We start from the raw sequence: 21217 nt of genomic DNA, 5'->3' as shown, positions 1-21217 counted from the left end.
CCCGCGGCGGCGCCCAGAGGAAGAAGTCCGGATAGCGACAAAAGCCCCAGGCGCCGCGAACCCCGGGCTTCGCTCACGTCCCCGGTGAGACCCGCAGCACGATGAGGGCGTATTCGCGGCACCGGTTCCCGGCCTCCCGCGGGGCGCCCCGGGGTTTCAGGCCCAGGGGTCGGCGTCCCGTCCCAACCGGGGCAGCCGGACGGACACCCCGTCGGCCCGCCCCCTCCCGACCAGGAAGTCCATGCTGGCCGCCATGTCGTCGAAGAGCAGGGGCAGCGGCCGCAGCGGCCGGTGCAGCGGGCGCAGGAAGTCGTCCCAGTGGATCGGGACGACCCGCCGCGCCCCGAGCGCGGTCACCGTGTGCTCCCAGTACCGCTCGCGGAAGGCCCTGTCCTGCCTGCCCAGGGCACCGATGCCCAGGTAGACGGTCTCCGCGCGGTACCCGTCGAGTGCCCCTGGCACGCTGTTGGCGCTGGCCTGGACGAGGAGTCCGCGTCCGCCGTGGCGCACGTGCAGCGCGTAGCAGTCACCCGTCCTGTAGCCGGAGGCACGCGCCGGGGTCCGCAGGGGCACCCGGACGCTGCCCGGGGCCCGGTCCCCGGGGCTGTGCGCGGCGGGCAGCGCGGTGAGCTCGAAGCCGCCCACCTCCACCGTCCGGCCCGTCACCACCTCCCGGAACCGGTGCCCGGGAAAGCCCTGGCCCAGGGCGATGTTCCGGGTCGAGGCCGAACCCATCAGGGTCGCCCCGGTCATGGCGGCCACCGTGGCCGAGTCCAGGGCGTGGTCGTAGTGGGAGTGGGCCACGAAGAGCGCGTCGACCCGGCCGACGCCGTACCGCCGCAGGCAGGCCCTGATCCGCGCCCGGTCGGGCGCGATCCCGCCCAGGGCCAAGCGCAGCGGCGAGGGGCGGCTGAAGAAGCCGTCGGTGAGGACGGCGTGCTCCCCGTCGTGGAGCAGCAGGGTGGACACCCCGAGGAACTTCACGCGCAGCGCTCCGGGCTCCGGCGGCGCCGGCTCCTGCCACAGGCCGTCCCAGGCGGCGAGGTCGGGGGCCGTCAACCCGTCGAGCACGGCGAACGGCCGGGGCCGCCCGGTCATGCGGGCCACCGGCCCGGAGGCCGGGTGCCCTCGGGACGGGCACGGAGGTCCACGGGTCCTCCCTCAGGTCGGGGGAAGTCGGGGGAACACGGTGGCGGGCCCTGGAGGCCCGGGGGTCTCAGGGGCCGCACCCCGTAGGCGGGGCGCCTTCGTGCGCACCGGCCGGGCGACGTCGGGCCGTTCTTTCCCGGGCCCGCGACCGGCGGTCAGCGGTACCGGTAGTGGGCGTAGACCCTGTTCACCTGCCCGGTCCAGAAGTCCAGCCGCTGGGCCGGGGAGGCGTTCGGGGTCAGCAGGCCCTTGTCCCCGGCCAGGGCGTAGAAGCCCGGTCCGGGGTCGTTCCCGCCCTGGTAGAGGGTGATCGCCGAGATCATGGCGCCGACCTCGGGCAGGGTCCGGTCCACCGCCTCGCCGAGCAGCCGCCCCACCGCGGCCCGGTCGTCCGGCTGGGAGAAGTCCAGGGCCCGCTGCCCGGTCCGCACCACCAGGGCGCGGCTCAGCTCGGTGTAGGTGACGACCGCGCCCGCCCGCGCGCGCTCCTCCAGGAAGCCCACGGTCGCGGCGACCAGTTGCTCCCACTCGACAGCGGTCTTTCCGTACACGCTTCCTCCATCGCGTCGGCGCACTGCCGTGAACCGGCGGCCGGGAGACCGCGCGGTGGCGCGAACCTATCCGAGCCCCGGGAACCGCTCCAGGGTCTTAGGTCCGGAACCCGGCGGGCCGCGGCGGAGGCGCCGCGCTCACCGCACCCCGGCCCCGCCCGCGCACCAGCGGACGGTGTCCGGATGGGCGGCCGCGGACACGGCGCCGGCCGCCGTACCGGCGCTCACCAGGCCGAACACGATGGCGATCAGCACCCAGGCCACCGGCCCTCCCAGGAAGAAGACCTGCACGATGATGCTCGCCCCGTGCACGGACGCCGCGATACCCGCCCCGATGACCATCCGCCTCCCGTTCTCCCCACGCCGGGACAGCCGCCACGCCCCCAGGAAGAGAAGCGGCGCCTCGATCAGGCCCGCCACCAGGTTCACCACGATCGCCTCTGTCGGCGAACCGGGGAAGAGAAGGCCCACCATGGCCAGCACGACGATGACCAGGATCCCGAGGAACGCGGCGCGGGCCAGGCCCACCGCCCTCCGGCCGGTGCGGCCGTCCGGCTCCGGGTCCGTTCCAGCCCCGGGAGGCCCGTCCGCCCCACCCGCGACCTCCGTCACGACCGCCGTCGGCCGCGGCGCCCCTGCCCGGGGAAGGACCTCGGTGGCCCCTTCCGGTTCCCGCCACCCGTCGCCGACGGCCCGCCCGTCCGCCGGCGCCAGCGCCGCCAGTCGGGCCGTCAGCGCACCGGGGTCGGGCCGCGCACCGGGGTCCTTCGCCAGGCAGTCCCGCACCACCTCCGCCAGCGCCTCGGGCAGTCCGGACAGGTCGGGTTCCTCGTGCACGATCCGGTAGGCGACCGCGTGTCCGGGCCCCTCCCCGAAGGGGCCGTGCCCCGTGGCGGCGAACACCAGCAGGCAGCCCAGCGAGAAGACGTCCGACGCCGGGCCGACCCGCTCCGCCCGCACCTGCTCGGGCGACATGAACGAGGCGGTGCCCAGCACCGTGGCGGTGCGGGTGTAGGACGTCGTGTCCAGGGCCCGCGCGATCCCGAAGTCGATCAGCCGCGGTCCCTCCCCGGACAGCAGCACGTTGGCGGGCTTGAGGTCGCGGTGCACGATCCCCTGCGCGTGGACGGCCGCCAGCCCCTCCGCCAGCCCCGCCCCGAGCGCGGCCGCCTCCTCCGCCGGCAGCGGACCGCGGTCGGCGACCACCCGGTGCAGCGACGGCCCGGGTACGTAGGCGGTGGCCAGCCACGGCGGGTCCCCCTCGGGGTCGGCGTCGACCACCGGCGCCGTGTAGAACCCGCCGACCCGCCGGGCGGCCTTCACCTCGGTGGCGAACCGGCGCCGGAAGTCCTCGTCCCCGGCCAGCTCGGGCCGCACGACCTTGACGGCGACCCGGTGCCCGCCGGGCGACCGCCCCAGGAACACCCGCCCCATCCCGCCGCCGCCCAGCCTGCCCTCCAGCCGGTAGGGGCCGATCCGGTCCGGGTCGCCGTCGCGCAGGGGGTCTGCCATGGCACCGCTTTCGCGTAGGGGGTCCGCTCCTCGGTCGCCCCGATGATCCCAGAACCCCCATCGCCAAGGCATCCCGGCGCCGCATCCGGCCACCGTCCCACCACCCGACGGGACACAGAAATAGCCATAATTCACTTCATGAAGGCATATGTCGGAGTCACTGACCACTCCTGGGCCGAGTTCCTCGCGCAGCGCTCCCACCTGAAGGAGATCAACTTCTGGCGCCCCTCGTCGGAGCAGGCCTTCAAGCGCATCGACACCGGAGACCTCTTCCTGTTCAAGACCCGGTACCCGCACAACAGGATCGTGGGCGGGGCCGTGTTCAGCAGGTTCGCCCGGGTTCCGATCTCCAGTGCCTGGGAGGCCTTCGGCGAGGGCAACGGCAGGAAGTCTCCGGAAGAGCTCAGGGACGCCCTCAACCGGTACCGGGTCAAGAACGGAAAACCGGCGATCCGACCCGGTGAGGACCCCCTGATCGGCTGCATCATGCTGCGCGACCCGGTGTTCTTCGAGGAGGGCACGACCTTTCCCGCACCCCCGGGCTTCACGAAGAACCAGGTTCAGGGTCAAGGCTTCGACGACATCCTCGGTGACGACCGGCACGCCGCGTACTTCACCCCGATCGCGGAACGCGTCCTGGATGCCATCGGCGACCCCGTCAACGACGGCCCCGAGGACACCGCCACCTGGCAGCATGACGGGCCGACCCGGGGCGGATACGGCCGGGTGCGCCGCCGTCTCGGCCAGCAGGCGTTCAAGCTGGCCCTGCTGGAGGCCTACGGGGGCAGGTGCGCCATCACCGGCCTCGACCTCCCGCCCGCCCTGGAGGCCGCCCACATCCACCCGGTCGCGGACGGCGGCCTGCACCGCCTGGACAACGGCCTGCTGCTGCGCGCCGACCTGCACAGGCTCTTCGACGCGGGCTACATCGCCGTCTCCCCCGACTTCACCGTCCGCATCAGCCCCCGCCTGCACGGCGAGGCGGCCGCGGAGTACACGGCTCTCGAAGGCACAGAGATCCGCCTCCCCGAGAACAAGGCCGACCGCCCCGCCGTCGACGCCCTACGGCACCACATGAGAACGGTCTTCCTCCAAGAGGAGCCGAACCTTCCTGGTAACGAAGGCACCTGAACGAACACCACGGCGGTCGGCCAACCTCCTACGACAGCGCCTACAAGCCCTATCGGGGGATCCTGGACTTGGGCCCAAAGGGCTATCTGGTCTCCACCGAGGTACACGAGGTCACCCGGGACCACCGACCCCGCCCTTCTCCCTCAGCATGCGGGAGAACCGAACCGACAGAGAAGGCCCGATGCAGGAGATCCGTCTGCTGGACGAGCGCTGGAACGGAGCACGCCTTCAACTGGTCAAGGACACCTTGCTGGCCAGTGTGGAGGCCGAGTCCGGACCCGGCCTTTTCACCGACGACTGGCTCGCGGTCCCCTTCGACCTGGCGGGTCTCCATCCTCTGGGTCCCGTGAACTCCTTCGGCTCCCCAGTTCACCTGGTGGGCCTTCCCTCACTCGGCCCCGCCCCCGTCCTGGCGTCCACCACCTCCGGAACCCTGAAGATCACCGATGTGCGCGACGGGGACGTTCTGAAGGTCTTCCCCCTCCCCCGCACGGGGACGGAGGAACGGTTCCACGCCGTGTGTGATCTGGCCCTGGGCCACCACCGTGGCCGCGACCTGCTTTTTCTGCATGAGGAGAGCGACAGGGGGCCGTACCACCGTTGGGTTTCGGTTGTGGACCTGGCCGTCGGCGAACCGATCCCGGACATGGCCTTCGACCACTACCGGTACCGGGAGATCAGCGAGCGCCTCACCCTTCAGCACGGCTATCTGGCATGTCCCACCACCGAGGAGGTCGTCGAGTTCCAGGCCGACGACTTCAGCGTCATCGACAAACCCTTCATCCACGTACGGCGGGCGGATGACGGTTCCTGGGTGGGGAAGGTCAGTCTCCACACGGGGGTCCCCGAGGGCCGGGCCGCCGAGATCGCTCACGCGGCCGGGCACACCTACCTCGCCGAGGCCGGGGACATCGTCACCCTGCCCGATCTGGAGCCGGTGTTCACGAAAAGGGTTCCGTGGGTGGCGGTGTCGCGAGTGACCGAGTGGGACGGACGTCCGGTCGCCGTCCTCGTCCAGGAACGAGCCTCCTCGGAGGAGCTTCCAGGGCGGCTGTGCCACCTGTTCCTGGACACGGACCACCCGAAGAAGGTCGACCTCCCCTGGTCGGTCCCGCCCGAGGTATACGATCTTCTGGCCACCCCCGACGGCACGATCGTGGTCTCCTCGGCCGGGGGCGTCCACGTACTCAACGTGGACCCCGCAGAGGCTTCTCGCGCCAACCCACGTTGAACCGGTTGCAGCAGAGGGTCCAGCCCACCTGAACCGCTGACGGCTCTCCACTCCCCTTTCCCCGGGGACACGGCGCAACACTGCAGCCGCGAGGCTCCTCGGTGCCCGCCCGGTCCGTGTGGCCACTTCCCTCTCCACCGCTTTTTCGGTCTCCAGGGATCGGGAGGTCAGCGGCTCCGGGGAAGGAAGGCGCACCGAAGAAGGCCGGCGAAGCTGCAGGACGGCAATGGCCGCAGGGACGCCATCGCGCCCGCGTTCACGGCCGCAGCCGGGTTCGGTTCGGTGGCCCCTCCCGTCCGAGTACCTCATGACCGTTCACGGTCACCATAAGCCCCAGCCATGTGTCAGAACGTGACCGGAAGCGGACAACCGGGCGAATTGGAACGCAGAACCGGGAAGACCACCGGGTGATCAGGTAGCGGACCCCCATGAGGTGAAGCCGTGCCCACTCCCCCCGGGCGGACCCTGTCCCCGTCGACCGATCCCCATCCGATCGACCCGCTGGCCGCCGTGCGCGGGCGCATCCTGCTCCACGTCAAGGACACGGCGAAGGCGCCCCTGAACCAGGTGTCGGCGCACCGCAGCGGTGTGGTCTTCTCCGGCGCAGAAGCGACCAAGAACCTGAACTCGTTCGTCATGGACGCCTGCCCCGAATGTCCCACGGTTCTGGATCCCTCGGAGTATGAGAGACACTTCGCCACTCCCGCGGCACCCTTCACCAGAAGCGATCAACTCCCGCTCCCCGGTGTGCCAGCCCCTCGGCCGAGCCCTGAGAGCGCCGAACCACAACCTGGCGGGCGCCGATTGCACCTCACCCCGACCCGATATCTGAGATGCGACGAAGACGGAGAAAAAGCACTCAGGGAGGCGGTCGCCCAAGCTGATGAGGCATCCGATCCCACCCTGATCCTGGCCGTTCCCATCGACGCGCAATGGCTCACTGAACGCACGGATACCCTGATCTCCCTACTGCACCGGAGCCGTCTACCCAAAGCCCTCATTCTGGGAGACAAGGACAATCCGACAGGATCGAAGATCCGAGCGAAGGGGCTGCGACAGGTCATCTCTTCCTGCTCCGACATCGCACTGCTGCGTACGGACCTGGCCGCGGTGGACGCCATGGTGCACGGGGCCGTGTTCGCCTCGATCGGCGACACCTCCAGTGCTCGGCATGCCGCCCCTCCGGGCAGTCGCCCCTGGCGCGGTTCGGACTCCAGCCCGAACGTTCTCTACCGGCCCTTGATGCGGTACATCCGGGGAGCGAAGCTGGCGCGCTACCTGGAAGAGGAGGCGAGGGACTGCTTCTGTTCCGCCTGCGCGCAGTGGGCCGATGACCACCACCGGTATTCCGGTGGCCGACCGCCGACCGGATTTCTCGACCCCGTGGACGCCCGGGACGCGCACGCGCACAACATGGCCGTGTGGTCGCGATTGTGGGCCGAAATCGCGCGTCAGCCCTCCCCCGAGGGGGCGAGGGAATATTGGAGGCGGGTGTGCGACAGCGCCGTCGGGCTGGACAGCTGGCACCACAAGGATGTGCCCGAGTACGAGAAAGTGTTCGCCGCTCCCGCGTATCTCAGGTTCTGGGCCGGGCGTCCCGAGCGACGGAACACCTGGTACCGGTGAATACCTCCGCACGGTCCGAGCCCTGGTGAATGCTCCCGAACACCTGCTCGGCGAGCCGCCAGTGAAATGGGGCCATCGGTTCCGGGATCCGCCGGGACGGACGCTCCAGGAGCCGTACGCCGTCCTCCCGAACCTCGGCGAGCCCCACCCCGCGATAGGCGGCCTCCAACCGGGCCTGCTCCTCCTCTTGCCGGAGCGGAGAACACAGAACAGTGCGGGGAGCGACCGCTCCCAGCGCACAGGCCCGTCCCAGGACTGTGCGCCAGCTCCCTCCCCGGACCAGGAGCAGATCCAAGCGCAGAGGCATGTCCGCCAGGCGCAGAACCTTCCGCTTCCCTCGCTTGCGGGCCCATACCGGGACGGCCGGCAGGATGTTCTGCTCGCGCTCGGTGAGAGCGTCCACCGCCACCCACTCCCCCAGGGGCAACGCCTGCAGTACCTGGTAGACACCCAGTCGCGCGCCGAGGGTCCGGCCACCGGCACGGAGCCGGGCCTGGTCCTCGACCGGGTGGTAGAGGGCCGTGACCGTCCCGTCGCGCATTCTCAGGTCCACGGTCCGCACACCCGCAGAACCGGTGAGCGTTCTGAGATGGGAAGGCTTGAGTTCCATGCCACCGATGCTCGCAGAGAACCCCGGGTGGGTCCGGGGTTCCCCACGATTCACAGCGTCACCCCCGGCTGGTCGGCATGAGTGATCTCAGGAACTCCCGGGTCTCCTCATCGGTGGAGTACAGGCGGCACGACTTCATCCCCCGGGTCATCAGCACCCGGTAGGTGTTCCGGGCGAGCTCGAGGTACAGCTCGGGTCCCACACCCCTCATCCTGGGATCGCGGCTCTGCTCCGGATGCGCCTCCCAGTGACCGGCACGGCGCACCAGATCCGGACCGATGATGACCCCGGCGTCGTCGTACTCCAGCCCCTGCGCGGTATAGACACAACCGACCTGGTCGACACCACCTGCGTGCGTCGCCCAGAACGGGCTCTTGGGTCTGACGACCCGGCTTCGGTCGGCGGTGCGTTCCTCCTCATGAAGGTTCCACGGACGTGCCCATCGTCGGGGGTGACCCTCATGCGCGTCGTGCCATTCGATGCTGACACCGGGCAACTGGAGGCCGGGAGCGGGCTGCGACCAACTCCAGCAGAAACCCGCGCCGATCCGCGCCGAACGTTCCTGCTCCACACATTCCCGCAGCCACTCCTCGAGTTGTGAAGGGTCGTCGGCGACGCCGAGGTCATAGCCCTTCCCACGCCATGCGACAGGCTCGCCGTACAGGAGCCGGTCCACCCAGTCGGTGAACTCTCGCGAACCGTTGCACCGGAATCCTCCCCTCAGCCGGTGACCGGTGACCTCGATACGGTGCTTTTCTCCCAGATCACGCACTTCCCATCCGGTAAGTCCCTCATCAGGCCGGATTCTCTGGCGTTCGTCCAGAAAGATGACCACGACCGGAACGCGAGCCAGGCTCCTCATGACATATCTTTCGAACACCCCATCCACTCGGCTCACCCGGTGTGCCTCGTCGAGAATGACCAGGTCCGTGTCGAGAACCGCACCGCTGGTGTAGCCGAAGAGGGACTTTGCCGCTGCGACATCCCTCGTGACCTCGCGAAGGTTGGTGTTGAGGGTCTTGGAAGGAGAACGGTAGAGCGCCCTGCGCTGGACCCGCCCATCCTGATCCCTGCCGATGTAGGACCTGAGCAAGCGCATGGCGAGGATGGTCTTCCCGCTTCCCGGACCACCCTCCACCAGCACGATGCTCCTACGTCCACTGGCAAGCGCCTCATCGACCTTGGCCCTGATCCCCAAGAAGGCGCTCTGCTGGTCTCCCATGAGAACAAAGGCCGGATCGCGATCGATGGCCTCGGCCGCCATGGACAGCAACTGCCGGTTCGGTCTCCAGGACGCCGTCTCGAACGCCTTCACCAGTCGGTTGTCCGCTCCTATGACATCTGAGCAGTGGAACAGGGAGCGCAGTGCATCGGCGTCGGCCGCACCGTTGATCCGCTCTCCGCTGAGCACGGGGTGCACGTACGGTCCCAGCGAGGAATCCTCGATCGCCCCCACCTGCGCTTCGGTAGCGTTGTGGAGCAAGGCCAGCCCGCGCACGTCCAGCTGTGCTTCGGGGGAGTCGAACCACCGTTTGAGGAAGGCCGTGTACCCGGCGACCTGAAGCACGGGATGGATCTTGGTGCTGTCGTCCCAGGGCAGGTGGACCTGACCGTGTGGGAGGGGTCTGGCGTCAGTCCACTGCTTGAGTTCGACGACCACTGCGGCGATTCGCTCGGCTGAGGTCCACCCCAGCAGCAGGGCGTCGAACCGACTGTGCCCCTCCGGGGTCCCGAACTCGAGGTAGATCCGCAGGTCCTCAAGTCCGGCCCTGACCAGAGCGTCGAGCAGCGGCGGCCAACTGTTACGCCAGCTGCGGATCTCGGATTCCCCGGGGATTCCGAATCCGGCCTCTCGGTATGCGGCGATGCATCTCTCGATGAACCCGGGATGCTGTAGGGCCCGCGCGGTGTCACCGACACTGGCCACGTGCACGAAGTCGAAGGGGGTGGAGGGGGTCTGCGACATCAGCTCTCTTCTACTGCGGCGATGGTCTGACGGTGCCAGGCGAAGTAGTCGGCGTTCTTGGCGGAGAAGGCGAGGCAGCGGTCGCCGAGGCGCTGCGCCGCGGTGCTCAGTGGCTCTCCCTCGGCCTTGGCGGAGGGACGGATGCGACCTCCCCCGTCGACGTACACGAAGCCGTGCTCGAAGAGGGAATCACAGCCGAGGGTGCAGGCGAACATGACGTTGTTGAGGTCGGTGCGCTCCGCGTGGTCGCTTCGGCTCCGGCGCTTGATGTGGGCGGTGTGGACGAGCCTCTTGGGCAGGGTCTGCCCGCACAGGTCGCAGGGGACCTCGGTCCGACCCTTGAGCTTCTTCGCGCGCAGCTTCTTCTGCTCGGCCCGGACGTGCACGTACGCGGAGACGTCGAGTACCGGGGGCAGGTCGAGCAGAACCTGGTCGGCCGGGTCCTCCGAGTCGAGGAGGCGTTCTTCGCCGCCGTGCTCCCGAAGGGCCTCCTCCAGGACCTGCTCCATGACGGACTCCCGGGTCTCCGGGTGGTAGGGCCCGCCCTGGGCACAGGCCGACCGGCGCAGCGCCTCGATACCCTCCGGGCCGATGCGGGGGTGCTCCTTGGTGACGTCGTGGAGGGTCTCCTCGACCACCAACCGGACGCGGTAGGGGTAGACGTCGTCGTCCCAGACCGGAGCGTCGTCCTGGTAGAGGCCACCGGTCAGCCGGGCGACCACCACCTCGGGCACGGTCCTGGTCTGCGCCTCCGGCCCGGAGATCCTCCCGAGCCCCAGATGGCCGAGGTAGAGGCGGTCGTCCTTCTTCAACGAGGCGAGCACCTCGTGGTGGGCCCTCTGTTCGGCGGTGTCGGGTTTCCACCCCCAGACGGACCGCTCGATGCCCCGCCGCAGGTTGGCGGCACCCTTCTCGCCCACGTACACGTAAACCTCGGTGACGCCGTCCTCGCCCACGATCCTCTTCTCGTCCATGGTCCGACCGCCCCACCCCTCGCGGGATCGGCTCTGTCGCAGGGGTTCCCTATGGTACGAAGTCCCTGAGACACCCCGGCTCCACCCGGCCCTGTGCGAACAATCCCCTGGAGTGTGACTTGACGGCCTACCGCCGCTCCGCGTCCTCCCTGTCCTCCCACGAATCGCCCCTGGAGGCGAAACTGGGGGAACTGATCGCCGAACACGTGCGCTACACCTCCAAGCGCTCCCCCTCCCCCTCGGAGGTCAGATCCTGGGAGCGGAGCCTTCCCGCGCTGGCAACCGATCTGGTCGACGCGGGTCTGGGCGGGGTGGAGATGCTCATCGAGTACAAGGTGCCGTTGACCAGCAAGCGGGTGGACGTCGTCCTGGCCGGCCAGCACCCGGTGACCGACGAACCCAGCTATGTGGTGGTCGAGCTCAAGCAGTGGAGCGAGGCCGAATCCCTGGAGGACGACCCGACGAGGGTCCTGGTCCCCGGGCAGCCGGGCGGCGCCAAGCTCCACCCGGTCCTGCAGGTACGGCGGTACTGCGAGTACATCGGCGACTTCGTCGCCTCGCTCGACACCCCCGCCGAGCAGCTGCGCGGCGCGGCCTACCTGCACAACGCCTACGACCCGGCCGTGCGCGATCTCTTCGACCTCCCCCAGGACGACCACGGTCGCCTCTTCACCGCCCAGCACCGCGGCGAGTTCCTCGACTTCCTCAAGGCCAGGCTGGCTCCCAAGTCCGGGGTTGAGGCGGCCGACCGCCTGCTGAACGGGAAGATCCGCCCCAGCAGGCAGCTGATGGGTGTGGCGGCCGAAGAGGTCAAGAACCGTTCACAGTTCGTCCTGCTCGACGATCAGCAGCTCGCCTTCCAGACCGTCCTGCACGCCGTGGAGCGCGCCCACGAAGAGGACCGCAAGACCGCCGTCATCATCAGCGGCGGCCCTGGCAGCGGCAAGAGCGTCGTGGCGCTCTCCCTGCTCGGAGAACTCTCCCGCAAGGGCGTGAGCACCCTGCACGCCACCGGTTCGCAGGCGTTCACCAAGACGATGCGCAGGGTCGCGGGCAAGGGGAGTCCCCGGGTCCAGAACATGTTCAAGTACTTCAACAGCTTCATGGACGCCTCGAAGAACCAGTTCGAGGTCCTGATCTGCGACGAGGCGCACCGTATCCGGGAGACCTCGGCGAACCGCTACACCCGCAAGGAGTTGCGCACCGGTCGCCCGCAGGTGGAGGAGCTGCTGGCCGCGGCCCGGGTCCCGGTGTTCCTCCTGGACGAACACCAGGTGGTACGCCCCGGAGAGATGGGCACCGTGGCGACGATCCGCGAGCACGCGAAGGCCATGGGGTTGGAGGTCAGCCAGGTCGACCTGTCAGGGCAGTTCCGCTGCGGTGGCAGCGCCCGCTACGAGCACTGGGTTCTACGCCTACTGGGCCTCGCCCCCGGCGGACCGATCCCCTGGGAGGGGGACGGGGACTTCGTCCTCCGTACCGCGCCCTCCCCCGAGGAGCTGGAGACCCATCTGCGCTCCTTCCTCGATGCCGGTGAGTCGGCGCGGATCAGCGCCGGCTACTGCTGGCCGTGGAGCAAGGCCGAGAAGGACCGGCCCCTGGCGAACGACGTGCGGATCGGCGCGTGGGAGCGTCCCTGGAACAGCCGGCTGGAGACGTGGCTGCCCGGTGCACCGCCCAGCGCCCTGTGGGCGACCGAGGAGGGCGGTTTCGACCAGGTCGGCTGCGTCTACACGGCGCAGGGGTTCGAGTACGACCGGTCCGGAGTGATCCTGGGACCGGACCTGGTGTTCCGCGACGGCCACCTGGTGGTCGACCGCAAGGCCAACCGCGACCCGGCGCTGTCCCGGAAGGCCACCGACCAGGAGGCGGAGTCGCTCATCCGCAACACGTACAAGGTCCTGCTCACCCGGGGGATGCGGGAGACCGTGCTGTTCTCCACCGATCCGGAGACCCAGGAGTACCTGGAGTCGCTCATCGGGGCGTCGGTCTGACCGCAGCCGGGCGGGCGGGGCCTCGCGCCCCGCCCGCCCTCGGGTGGTACCGGCGCCCCGGGGCGAGCCGGGTTCCTGGGCTTCGACGGTTCCAGCCGTGCCGGTCCCCGCGAGGGTGCGGTCAAGGCTTGTCGCCCCAGAGCCAGTCGGGGTCCATGCCCGCGGTGAGGTGGTCGCGCGCGGTGTCCCGCACCAGGGGCCGGAGGCAGTCGCGGGCGACGCGGAGGTGGCCGCCCGGGTCCGGGCAGATGAGGACGGCGAAGACACGCAGGTGCAGAACAGCGGACGGCAGGTCCGCGCCCAGCAGCAGTTGCGCGCTCCGCCACAGCAGGCGCAGCGCCACTTCCGCCAGCCGGATGCGCGCCCGGCCCCAGTCGGCGGCTTCGCCGTGCTCCCGGACCGCGGCGCCGACCTCGTCGGGCACCTTGCCCAGGAGGTCGGCGCCCCGGTCCAGGGCATCGGCGATCGCGGCCAGCAGAGCGCACCAGAAGTGGCCCGTCACCTCCCGGCCGTACTCGGCGTAGGCCGGGTCCGTGTCCGACTGCTGTGCGGCGAAAGCACCCAACCCGTCGCCGAAGACGTCCCGGTGGATCGCGTTGCCGAACTTCTCCAGCCGGTTCACGGTGCCTTCGTGTTCCGCGAGCCAGGAGACCAGGGCGGCGACGCCGACCGCGCCACCGGCCCGCCGCAGGTACCGGGTGGGCGCCTGGCGGCGGTTCTCCTGGAAGCGTCGCCGCTGCTCGAGCCACTGTTCTTCGGCCGGCCCGCTCAGCTCCCGCACCCCTTCCACACCTCTGCGGGCCCGTTCGAGATGGCCGGACCACCCGTGCAGGCTGGTTCCGCAGGTGGAGCAGACACAGGTGGGCCTGACGGCCTGCTCGCATCGCTTGTTGTGCTCAGGGGTGGACTGCACGGAACCTCCGGGGGCTGGAGACGGCTCCGGCTCGGGCGAGCCGTCCCCACAGTGCCCCGCGAGGGCCGGTACCGGGTACCCCGCCGAAGGCCACTCTCCTGTGTCCGCGCAGGCACGGACCCCTTGCCCGGTAGGGCTTTACGGACACCCGGCCTCCACGGAACGGGCCTCTCCGCAGTGCCTCCCACATCAAGGTGTTCCGGTGCGATTCCGGGATACGGCACTGGATGGCGTCGGGCACGGGGTCGACGCGGTGTGTCCCGGAGACGTGTGCAGCGGTGGTCGGTGCCGGGTGCATCCGGGCTGGTAGAGGGTGCTGTTCGGTCGTGGTGTCCGGGAAGGACACGGGCGTCCGCCCGGGTGGGGGTGGCCGGGCGGACGGGGTGGTCAGGTGTGGGGGCGGGCCCGGGGGCGGTCGGGGTGGCCGCTTCCGGCGATGTCGCTGAGGACCTCGGCGGCGGCGAGTTCGTCGCGGGCGGCGAGGCGGTCGAAGCCGTCGACGGCCGGGTGGGCGTAGGGGCCCAGGGTCGCGATGAGGGCGGCGCCGGCGACGAGGACGCCCATGAGGACGGGGATGACGGGGTCGTAGGAGCCCAGCAGGTCGTAGCCGAGCCCGAGGAGGAGCGGCCCCAGCGCGCTGCCGAGGAGGAACGCGGCCTGGACCAGGCCCAGGATCCGGCCGAAGTGGCGGGTGCCCAGGTAGCGGGTGATGAGCAGGGCGAGCAGGTCTCCCTCGATGCCGAAGGCGACGCCGATGAAGGCGACCGCGACCGCGGCGGCGCCGAAGGGCGGTTCCAGGAAGAGCATGCCGGCGATGGGGGCGAGGATCACGATCGGGCCGACGACGGTCGCGTGCACGCGGTCGAGGAGGAGGCCGCCGGCGATCCGGCCCACGAGCGAGGCGAGGCCGAAGACGACCAGCAGGGTGCCCGCCTGTTCGGGGGCGAGCCCGCGGTCGGTCATCATCGGCACGAGGTGGACCTGGAGGCCGTAGACGACGACCCCGACCAGGCCCAGGCCGAGGGCGACGGCCCAGAACCGCCGGGTGCGGAGCGCCTCGCCGACGGTCAGGCCGGGGAGTTCGAGGCTGACGTCGCGTCCGCGGGACCGGGTCTCCCGGACGAGCCGTCCGCGGACGTGGTGTTCGGCGCGGGCGCGCACGAACAGGGTGACCATCGTGACCGACACCAGGACCGAGACCAGGGCCATGAGGCCGTACGCCGACCGCCATCCGACGTTTTCGATGAGCGCTCCGGCCAGCAGCGGGGCCAGGGCCGAGCCCAGTCCGATGATGCCCGTCACGACCCCGACGGCGAGGGCGCGGTTGTTGTCGAACCAGCTCACCACCGCCCGGGTGGCGGGCACGGCCGTTGCTGCCCCGAAGAAGCCCACGAAGAAGCAGGGGACGAGGTAGGCCCACTCGATGGGCGGCACCAGGCCGATCAGCGCCATCGAGGCCGCGAACAGCACGAAGCCCGGTACGAGGATGTAGCGCGCGGCGAAGCGGTCCACGAGCTGTGCGACGACGACCAGGCCGACGGCCATCCCGACCGCCGCGACCGAGAACGCCCCGGTGACGGTGGTGCGGCCGAACCCGGTGTCCTCGACGATCGGCAGTACGAACAGGCCGATGGTGGCCAGGTACATCTGGGGGCCGACGGCGTTGGCGGTGCCGCTGCCGATGATCACCCACCAGGGGCTTCTGGGGCGGGGCGGGCGGGGGGCGGTGGTGCTCATACGGCCTCCGTGGGCTGTGGGGTGGCGGTGCGGGCGGCGGTCAGGAGGCGGGGAAGGCGACCTCGGTCAGTTCCTCCGAGGTCCGCCAGACGCGCGCGGCCTCCTGTTCGCTGCGCAGCGGCGGGTACAGCCGCTGCCGGGTCGGCGGGCCGCCGAGCCGGCCGGGGCCGCTGGGGCTGTAGAGCTCGCCGCGCCCGGCGTCGGGGACGGTCGCGGCCATGAGGGCGGGCAGCTTGGCGGTCTCGAGGGTGCCCAGCAGGATCCCGCGGGCCGACAGGGCCCGGATCCGGCGGATGTGCGGGGTGTCCTCGCCGCGGCCGATCTCGGGGCGGGCGGCCAGCAGGCTGGTCGGGGCCACCCCGGGGTGGGAGAGGTTGCTGGTGATGCCCCAGCCGTGGGCCGTGCTGCGGCGGTCCAGTTCGAGGCCGAACAGTCCCAGCGCGATCTTGGACTGGCTGTACGCGCGCATCTCGTCGTAGGAGCGCTGCCAGTTCAGGTCCCCCCAGTTGACGGCGCCCCGCCGCGCGGCCACGCTGATCTGCGAGGTGACCCGGGCCCGGCCGGCGCGCAGCAGCGGGAGGAGGCGGGCGACCAGGGCGAAGTGGCCGAGGTGGTTGGTGCCGAACTGCAGCTCGAACCCGTCGGCCGTGGTCTGCCGCCCCGGGGGCCGCATCACGCCGGCGTTGTTGATGAGGATGTGGATCGGCCGGGCCTCCCCGCGCAGGGTGTCGCCGAGGGCCGCGACCGAGTCGAGCGAGGACAGGTCGAGGCTGCGCAGCGAGACGTCGGCGCCGGGCGCGGTGTTCCGGATCTCGGCGATCGCGGCCGCGCCCTTGTCCGGGTTGCGGACCGGCATGATCACCTCGGCGCCCGCCGCTGCGAGCTGGAGGGCCATTCCCAGGCCCATCCCGTCGCTCGCGCCGGTGACGACGGCGCGCTTCCCGGTCAGGTCCGGCATGGTGATGTGGATGGGTCGGCGTGGCATGGTCCTGCTCCTCGAGGTCGTGGTCGCGGGGCGGCCGGCGGGCTGTCGCCGCCGGGTCCCGGGGTCTTCGGCCCGTGCGGGCGGTACCGGTGCGGGCGGTCGCGCCGCCGGTGCCGCCGGGGGCACCGGTCGTGGTCTCCCGCGGCCGGTCCGGCCCGGGGCCGGGTGGCGGTGGGCGACGCGTCCGGTCGCGTCCCGGGGTCCCGTTCGAGCCGTGGCACCGATCCTGGGCGGACGGCACGGACCTATCCAGGGCCTCGCGATCACAGGTTCGCCGGGCCTCCCCTGCGTTCCCCACGGGGTTCGTCGCGGTCGGGGCACCGGGACACCGGAACCGGAGGAGCCCTCGGGGAGGGAGTGGTCGCCGACGGCGGTACGGGAACGGCCGGGATCGGGGTTGCCTTCACCGTTCCGGTACCACGTCCCGAAAAAAGCCACGTCCCGAAAAACGCCACACCCCCGGAGAATTCCCGGATTTCCCGAACACCGTGGGCGAATGGAAAAGGCGATACAGTCACTCGCTTTTTCATGTGCGCGGAGCCATCGGAACCGGCCTCCGCCACGAAAACGCGGCGATACCCCGGGGGGCGAAAAGGCCCCCGCGACAGGTTCACCCGGCGCCGATCGGCCGCGTCTCCCCGACCAGGCACGACCCCCGCCACACCTCGGTTGATGGGATCATGGAATGCACGGTTCCACCGACCCTTGCTCCCACCGCCCCTGCCGACCCCGCCGTTTCCACTGTTTCAAATGTTTCTGCGGTTTCTGGTGTTCCTGTAGTTCCCGTTGCCCGTGTTAACTTCTGGAGACCGAGTCGACGAACCTGGCGCAATTGGACATTCAACCTTTAAGGTTCTGCCATCACCCCGCAGTAGGGCGTGGTGAGAGAAAGGTTGTCCCATGAAGGCATCCCCCCTCCTTCGTTTCGCCGACCGGATCCTCGAACGCTTCACCCCCCGGGCCGAGGCCCAGGCGGCCGCCGCCCCGTGCGGCTACCAGTACCGCTGCGTCAGCAGCACCTGTCCCCGGCGCGTGTACAGGCAGCGCCGCGAGTGCTGCCTGCAGGGCGGCGACGCCCGTTGCAGCTCGTGGGTGACCATCGCCTGCGACTGCTGACCCCCGGTCGGCGCGGTCCCGCCGCAGGGCGGGGCCGCGCCCGCCCCTCCTCCCCCGCCCCCGCGAACCGTGAAGCGGACCCCCTTGCTCGTACTCACCACGTTCTTCCTGCAGACCGCGGTCGCCGGGATCCTCCTCACCTCCGGGCTGTCCAAGGTCCGCGGTGACGCCAACCTCCGGACCTGGGCGGACCTGGCCGGACGCCTTCGTGTCCGGCGCTTCCCCGCCCGTGCCGCCTCCCTCGCGCACGTCGCGGTCGAACTGCTCGTGGGCGCCGCCCTGCTCGCCGGGGCGTGGGCGAGGGTGCCCGCCCTCATCGCGGCCACCGTTCTGTTCACGGCCTTCGCCCTGCTCGCCCTGTACTCCGTACGCGCGGAGAAGGCCGTCACGTGCTCGTGCTTCGGCAAGGCCGAATCCGCGCTGGGGTGGCCGCACGTGTGGCGCAACGCCGTACTGACCGTGCTCGCCGCCGCCGGCCTGGGGTGCTCCCTCGCGCTCGGCCCCGCGCTCCCGACGCCGGGCGGGGCGGCCGTGACGCTGGCGGCCGCCGTCGCGGTCACGGCGGTGACGTTCTACTTCGACGACCTCGTCGACCTCTTCGGCCCCGGGGCGGGCGGCACGCCGTCCGCGCCCCTCCCCCACGCATAGAACCTGGAGAACGTGATGGGAGTCCTCGTCGCGGCGGTCGTGGTACTGACCGCTCTCACGCTGTTCAACCTGGTGCTGACCATGGCGCTGGTGCGCCGCCTACGTCGGTTGGAGGACCCCGGGCGGGGAGGGACGTTCCCCGAATTCCCGGACCTGGAGGAGGTTCCGGCAGGCCGGCCCGTCCCGGACTTCACCGCCACGACCACGGACGGGGTCGAGATCTCCGCCAAGGAGCGGCTCGGCGACCGGGCGGTGTACGCGTTCTTCGACACGAGCTGCGGCACCTGCAAGAAGCAGCTCCAGCCCCTGGTGGACTTCGCCCGGCGGGCGGGCCTGTCCCCCGAGCAGGTCATCGCGTTCGTGGGGCACGAGGACCCCGAGGCCGACGCGGACGCCTACACCTCCGTCCTGGAGGGGCACGCCACCATCGTCATGCAGAGCCTCGGCGACGAGGTCGGCCTGGCGTTCTCCCCCGGCGGCATCCCCGCCGTCATCCTCGCCGACGCCGACGGTGTGGTGGTCCGCTCCGGTGTGGAGGTCAGGAGCGTCGCGGCCGCCTTCCTGGAGGCCTGATGCCCTCGGACGCGCCCGGGTCCGCCCCACGGGACGGGATGGGCCCGCGCGCCGCGTGTGCGCGGGCCCTCCGCTCGCTGGAGATCGCCTGGCGGGCGGCCCCCTGGTCGCTGGTCCTGTACTCCGTCCTGACGGTGGCGGCCGGCGTCCTCCCCGCCGGGGCCACCCTCGTCACCAAGTGGCTCCTGGACATCCTCCAGTCCGGTGACGGCGCCGAAGGCGTCCCGGGGCCGCTGGCGGAGGCGCCCCTGCTGCTCGTGGTGCTCCTCGGGGTGTTCACCCTGGTCTCCGCGCTGTCCGAGTACGTGCTGACCTACCTGAGCTCGCGTCTGAAGCGCGCGGTGGCGCTGCTCGTGCAGGAGCGCCTGTACGGCGCGGTCGACCGGATCGCCGGGCTGCGCCGGTTCGAGGACCCGGCGTTCCTGGACCGGTTGCGGATGGCGCAGACGGCGGCGACCACCGCTCCGGAGGAGATCCTCGGGTCGCTGTTCGGAACCGTGCGCTGGGCCCTGACGATCACGGGCTTCCTCGGGATCCTCCTGACCATCAGCCCCGTGATCACGGCGATCACGGTGGTGTCCGCACTGCCGATGCTGTTCGTGCAGATGATGCTCGACCGCGAGCGGGCCGGGATGCTGTGGCGGATGAGTCCGCGCATGCGCCGGCAGATGTTCTACCAGCAGCTGATGCTGGACCCGGCGGCGATCAAGGAGACCCGCCTGTTCGGCGCCGGGGGGTTCCTGCTGCGGCGGATGCGCGGTGAGCTGCTCCGGATCAACGGCGCCGAGGAGCGCCTGGACCGCAGAGCGGTCCTCGGGCACGGGCCCCTGGCCCTGCTGGGCGCGCTGGTGTCGGCGGGCGGCCTGGTGTGGATGGTGGCGGGCGCGCTGCGCGGAGAGTTCACGATCGGTGACGTGTCGGCGTTCATCGCGGCGGTCGCGGGGGTCCAGTCGTCCCTGGGCGGCATCGTCGGGAGCCTGACCGGCGCCTACCAGGCCCTGCTGCTGATGGGCCACTACCAGGACGTGGTCTCCACGCCCTCGGACCTCCCGGTCCCGGCCGATCCGCGTCCCGTCGGGCGGCTGCGCGAGGGGATCGAGCTGGAGGACGTGTGGTTCCGGTACACCGACGACGGGCCGTGGGTGCTCAGGGGGGTGTCGCTGACCATCCCCGCGGAGGGGTCGCTGGCCCTGGTGGGGCTCAACGGCGCAGGCAAGAGCACCCTGGTCAAGCTCCTGTGCCGCATGTACGACCCGACCCGGGGCCGGGTGCTGTGGGACGGGACGGACCTGCGCGAGATGGACCTCGGCGCGCTGCGGAGCCGGATGAGCGCGGTCTTCCAGGACTTCATGTCGTACGAGCTGCCGGTGCGGGAGAACATCGCGCTCGGGGCCCTGGAGGACGGGGACGACGGCGACCGGATCCGCGAGGCCGCCCGGACGGCCGGGGCGGACGGGTTCATCGGGGAGCTGCCGCACGGGTACGACACGATGCTCTCCCGCGTCTTCTACCAGTCGGAGGACGGGGACGAGGACACGGAGTCGGGCACGACCCTGTCGGGCGGCCAGTGGCAGAAGCTCGCGATCGCGCGGTCGATGATGCGGCGGGGCCGGGACCTGCTGATCGTGGACGAGCCGACCTCGGGGCTGGACCCGGAGGCCGAGCGGGAGGTCCAGGACCGGCTGCGGACCCTGCGCGCGGGGACGGCGACGGTGATGATCTCCCACCGGCTGGGCGCGGTACGCGGCGCGGACCGGATCGTGGTCCTCGAGGACGGTGTGGTCACCGAGCGGGGCGACCACGGGGAGCTGATGGCCCGGGGCGGGGAGTACGCCCGGCTGTTCTCCCTCCAGGCGGAGGGGTACACCGGCGGCGACGCGCCCGGCGGCCCTCCTGCGGAACCGAACGAGGTGATGGCGTGATCGTGGTCGCGGTGGTGGGGCCGGTGGTGCTGGCGCTCGCCGCCCTGGGGGCGGCGGCCTGGCGGTTGCGCAGCCGCTACGTGGTGATCACGGTGCGGGGGACGAGCATGGAGCCGACCTACCGGCCCGGGGACCGGGTGCTGGTCAGGCGCGGCGTGTCCGGCATGGCGGCGGACGACGTGGTGGTCGTGGGCGAGCCCGACCCGGTGACCGGTTGGCGCGGGGCGGCCCCGTTGGACGGGAGGGTCACCGGCCGGGGGTGGTACATCAAGCGGGTGGTCGCCCTGGGAGGCGACCGGTACCCGGTGGAGGTCGGCCTCCGGGGGGCGTGCCCGCGGGGGCATGTGGCGCTGCTGGGCGACAACGTGCTGAGCACGGACTCCCGGGTGCACGGGCCCTGCCCCGAGGGGCAGGTCCTGGGGGTGGTGGTCCGGCGGATGGCGTCCGTTTCCGGTGGACCGGAGGCGATGGGCGGGTCCCCCGGGGTGTGACGGGGGCCTGCGACCGGTCGGCACCGGGCAGGCGCGCCGTCGGCGGAGCGAACGCGATGGGTGAGCCCCGGGATGTGCCGAGGTCTGC

The 21217-nt window shown here is 71.1% G+C and carries 18 protein-coding genes; 9 read left to right on the top strand and 9 right to left on the bottom strand.

From position 1 onward, the window contains the following. Positions 1-156 precede the first annotated feature (156 nt). The 3 genes from ACFVNO_RS05745 to ACFVNO_RS05735 all read right to left on the bottom strand — a co-directional run bounded on the left by ACFVNO_RS05745 (position 157) and on the right by ACFVNO_RS05735 (position 3212). Positions 157-1098 (bottom strand): MBL fold metallo-hydrolase, encoded by a 942-nt coding sequence (locus tag ACFVNO_RS05745; RefSeq protein WP_378889693.1) that lies wholly within the window; start codon positions 1096-1098, stop codon positions 157-159. Between the two features lie 206 nt (positions 1099-1304). After that, complete coding sequence (locus ACFVNO_RS05740) at positions 1305-1700, bottom strand: hypothetical protein (protein ID WP_378889690.1); 396 nt, start codon at positions 1698-1700, stop codon at positions 1305-1307. Positions 1701-1838: 138 nt separating this feature from the next. Continuing rightward, positions 1839-3212 (bottom strand): serine/threonine-protein kinase, encoded by a 1374-nt coding sequence (locus tag ACFVNO_RS05735; protein ID WP_378889687.1) that lies wholly within the window; start codon positions 3210-3212, stop codon positions 1839-1841. A 138-nt stretch (positions 3213-3350) separates the two neighbouring features. Between ACFVNO_RS05735 and ACFVNO_RS05730 the strand changes: the two genes are divergently transcribed. The 3 genes from ACFVNO_RS05730 to ACFVNO_RS05720 all read left to right on the top strand — a co-directional run bounded on the left by ACFVNO_RS05730 (position 3351) and on the right by ACFVNO_RS05720 (position 7200). Continuing rightward, positions 3351-4343 carry an HNH endonuclease gene (locus ACFVNO_RS05730; protein ID WP_378889684.1) on the top strand — a complete coding sequence of 331 codons (993 nt, stop codon included), beginning with the start codon at positions 3351-3353 and terminating at the stop codon, positions 4341-4343. Between the two features lie 181 nt (positions 4344-4524). Next, on the top strand, positions 4525-5574 hold the full coding sequence (locus tag ACFVNO_RS05725) for a hypothetical protein (RefSeq protein ID WP_378889681.1): 1050 nt from the start codon (positions 4525-4527) through the stop codon (positions 5572-5574). Positions 5575-6015: 441 nt separating this feature from the next. Further along, on the top strand, positions 6016-7200 hold the full coding sequence (locus ACFVNO_RS05720) for a hypothetical protein (protein WP_378889678.1): 1185 nt from the start codon (positions 6016-6018) through the stop codon (positions 7198-7200). On the opposite strand, the gene ACFVNO_RS05715 is transcribed toward ACFVNO_RS05720, so the two are convergent. The 3 genes from ACFVNO_RS05715 to ACFVNO_RS05705 are packed head-to-tail and all read right to left on the bottom strand — an operon-like array spanning position 7151 to position 10750. After that, a complete protein-coding gene (locus ACFVNO_RS05715; protein WP_355255311.1) occupies positions 7151-7810 on the bottom strand; it encodes a hypothetical protein in 660 nt (219 codons plus the stop codon). The two genes, ACFVNO_RS05720 and ACFVNO_RS05715, sit on opposite strands and share 50 nt — an antisense overlap. Before the next feature lie 58 nt (positions 7811-7868). Continuing rightward, entirely contained in the window at positions 7869-9776 is a 1908-nt protein-coding gene (locus ACFVNO_RS05710) for a DNA/RNA helicase domain-containing protein (RefSeq protein WP_355255314.1), read from the bottom strand. Beyond that, positions 9776-10750 (bottom strand): hypothetical protein, encoded by a 975-nt coding sequence (locus ACFVNO_RS05705; RefSeq protein ID WP_355255317.1) that lies wholly within the window; start codon positions 10748-10750, stop codon positions 9776-9778. Before ACFVNO_RS05705 ends, ACFVNO_RS05710 begins: the two co-directional genes overlap by 1 nt. Before the next feature lie 119 nt (positions 10751-10869). Here ACFVNO_RS05705 and ACFVNO_RS05700 point away from each other — a divergent pair, with 119 nt between their 5' ends. Next, a complete protein-coding gene (locus ACFVNO_RS05700) occupies positions 10870-12744 on the top strand; it encodes a DNA/RNA helicase domain-containing protein (protein ID WP_378889673.1) in 1875 nt (624 codons plus the stop codon). 121 nt (positions 12745-12865) lie between these two features. On the opposite strand, the gene ACFVNO_RS05695 is transcribed toward ACFVNO_RS05700, so the two are convergent. The 3 genes from ACFVNO_RS05695 to ACFVNO_RS05685 form a co-directional block, all read right to left on the bottom strand. Continuing rightward, positions 12866-13657 (bottom strand): hypothetical protein, encoded by a 792-nt coding sequence (locus tag ACFVNO_RS05695; protein WP_355255323.1) that lies wholly within the window; start codon positions 13655-13657, stop codon positions 12866-12868. 387 nt (positions 13658-14044) lie between these two features. After that, the gene (locus tag ACFVNO_RS05690) at positions 14045-15394 is read right to left on the bottom strand and encodes an MFS transporter (protein WP_378889670.1); all 1350 of its coding nucleotides are present in this window, start codon (positions 15392-15394) and stop codon (positions 14045-14047) included. 40 nt (positions 15395-15434) lie between these two features. Further along, on the bottom strand, positions 15435-16379 hold the full coding sequence (locus ACFVNO_RS05685) for an SDR family oxidoreductase (RefSeq protein ID WP_355255329.1): 945 nt from the start codon (positions 16377-16379) through the stop codon (positions 15435-15437). A gap of 900 nt (positions 16380-17279) precedes the next feature. Here ACFVNO_RS05685 and ACFVNO_RS05680 point away from each other — a divergent pair. The 5 genes from ACFVNO_RS05680 to ACFVNO_RS05660 all read left to right on the top strand — a co-directional run bounded on the left by ACFVNO_RS05680 (position 17280) and on the right by ACFVNO_RS05660 (position 21129). Further along, a complete protein-coding gene (locus ACFVNO_RS05680) occupies positions 17280-17495 on the top strand; it encodes a hypothetical protein (RefSeq protein ID WP_220562174.1) in 216 nt (71 codons plus the stop codon). 84 nt (positions 17496-17579) lie between these two features. Further along, positions 17580-18143 (top strand): MauE/DoxX family redox-associated membrane protein, encoded by a 564-nt coding sequence (locus ACFVNO_RS05675; RefSeq protein WP_378889666.1) that lies wholly within the window; start codon positions 17580-17582, stop codon positions 18141-18143. Between the two features lie 15 nt (positions 18144-18158). Beyond that, positions 18159-18716, top strand: coding sequence for a TlpA family protein disulfide reductase (locus ACFVNO_RS05670; RefSeq protein ID WP_378889663.1), 558 nt, complete (start codon positions 18159-18161; stop codon positions 18714-18716). Next, positions 18716-20638 carry an ABC transporter ATP-binding protein gene (locus ACFVNO_RS05665; RefSeq protein WP_378889660.1) on the top strand — a complete coding sequence of 641 codons (1923 nt, stop codon included), beginning with the start codon at positions 18716-18718 and terminating at the stop codon, positions 20636-20638. The genes ACFVNO_RS05670 and ACFVNO_RS05665 overlap by 1 nt, the downstream gene beginning before the upstream one ends. After that, a complete protein-coding gene (locus ACFVNO_RS05660) occupies positions 20635-21129 on the top strand; it encodes a S24/S26 family peptidase (RefSeq protein WP_378889658.1) in 495 nt (164 codons plus the stop codon). Before ACFVNO_RS05665 ends, ACFVNO_RS05660 begins: the two co-directional genes overlap by 4 nt. Positions 21130-21217 lie beyond the last annotated feature (88 nt).

Origin of the sequence: Nocardiopsis sp. NPDC057823 (genome assembly GCF_042797335.1) — a bacterium.
In the GTDB taxonomy this organism is placed as follows: Bacteria; Actinomycetota; Actinomycetes; order Streptosporangiales; family Streptosporangiaceae; genus Nocardiopsis; species Nocardiopsis changdeensis.
Note: the sequence above shows the minus strand (reverse complement) of the source record. Positions and strands in the feature narration are given on the sequence as shown.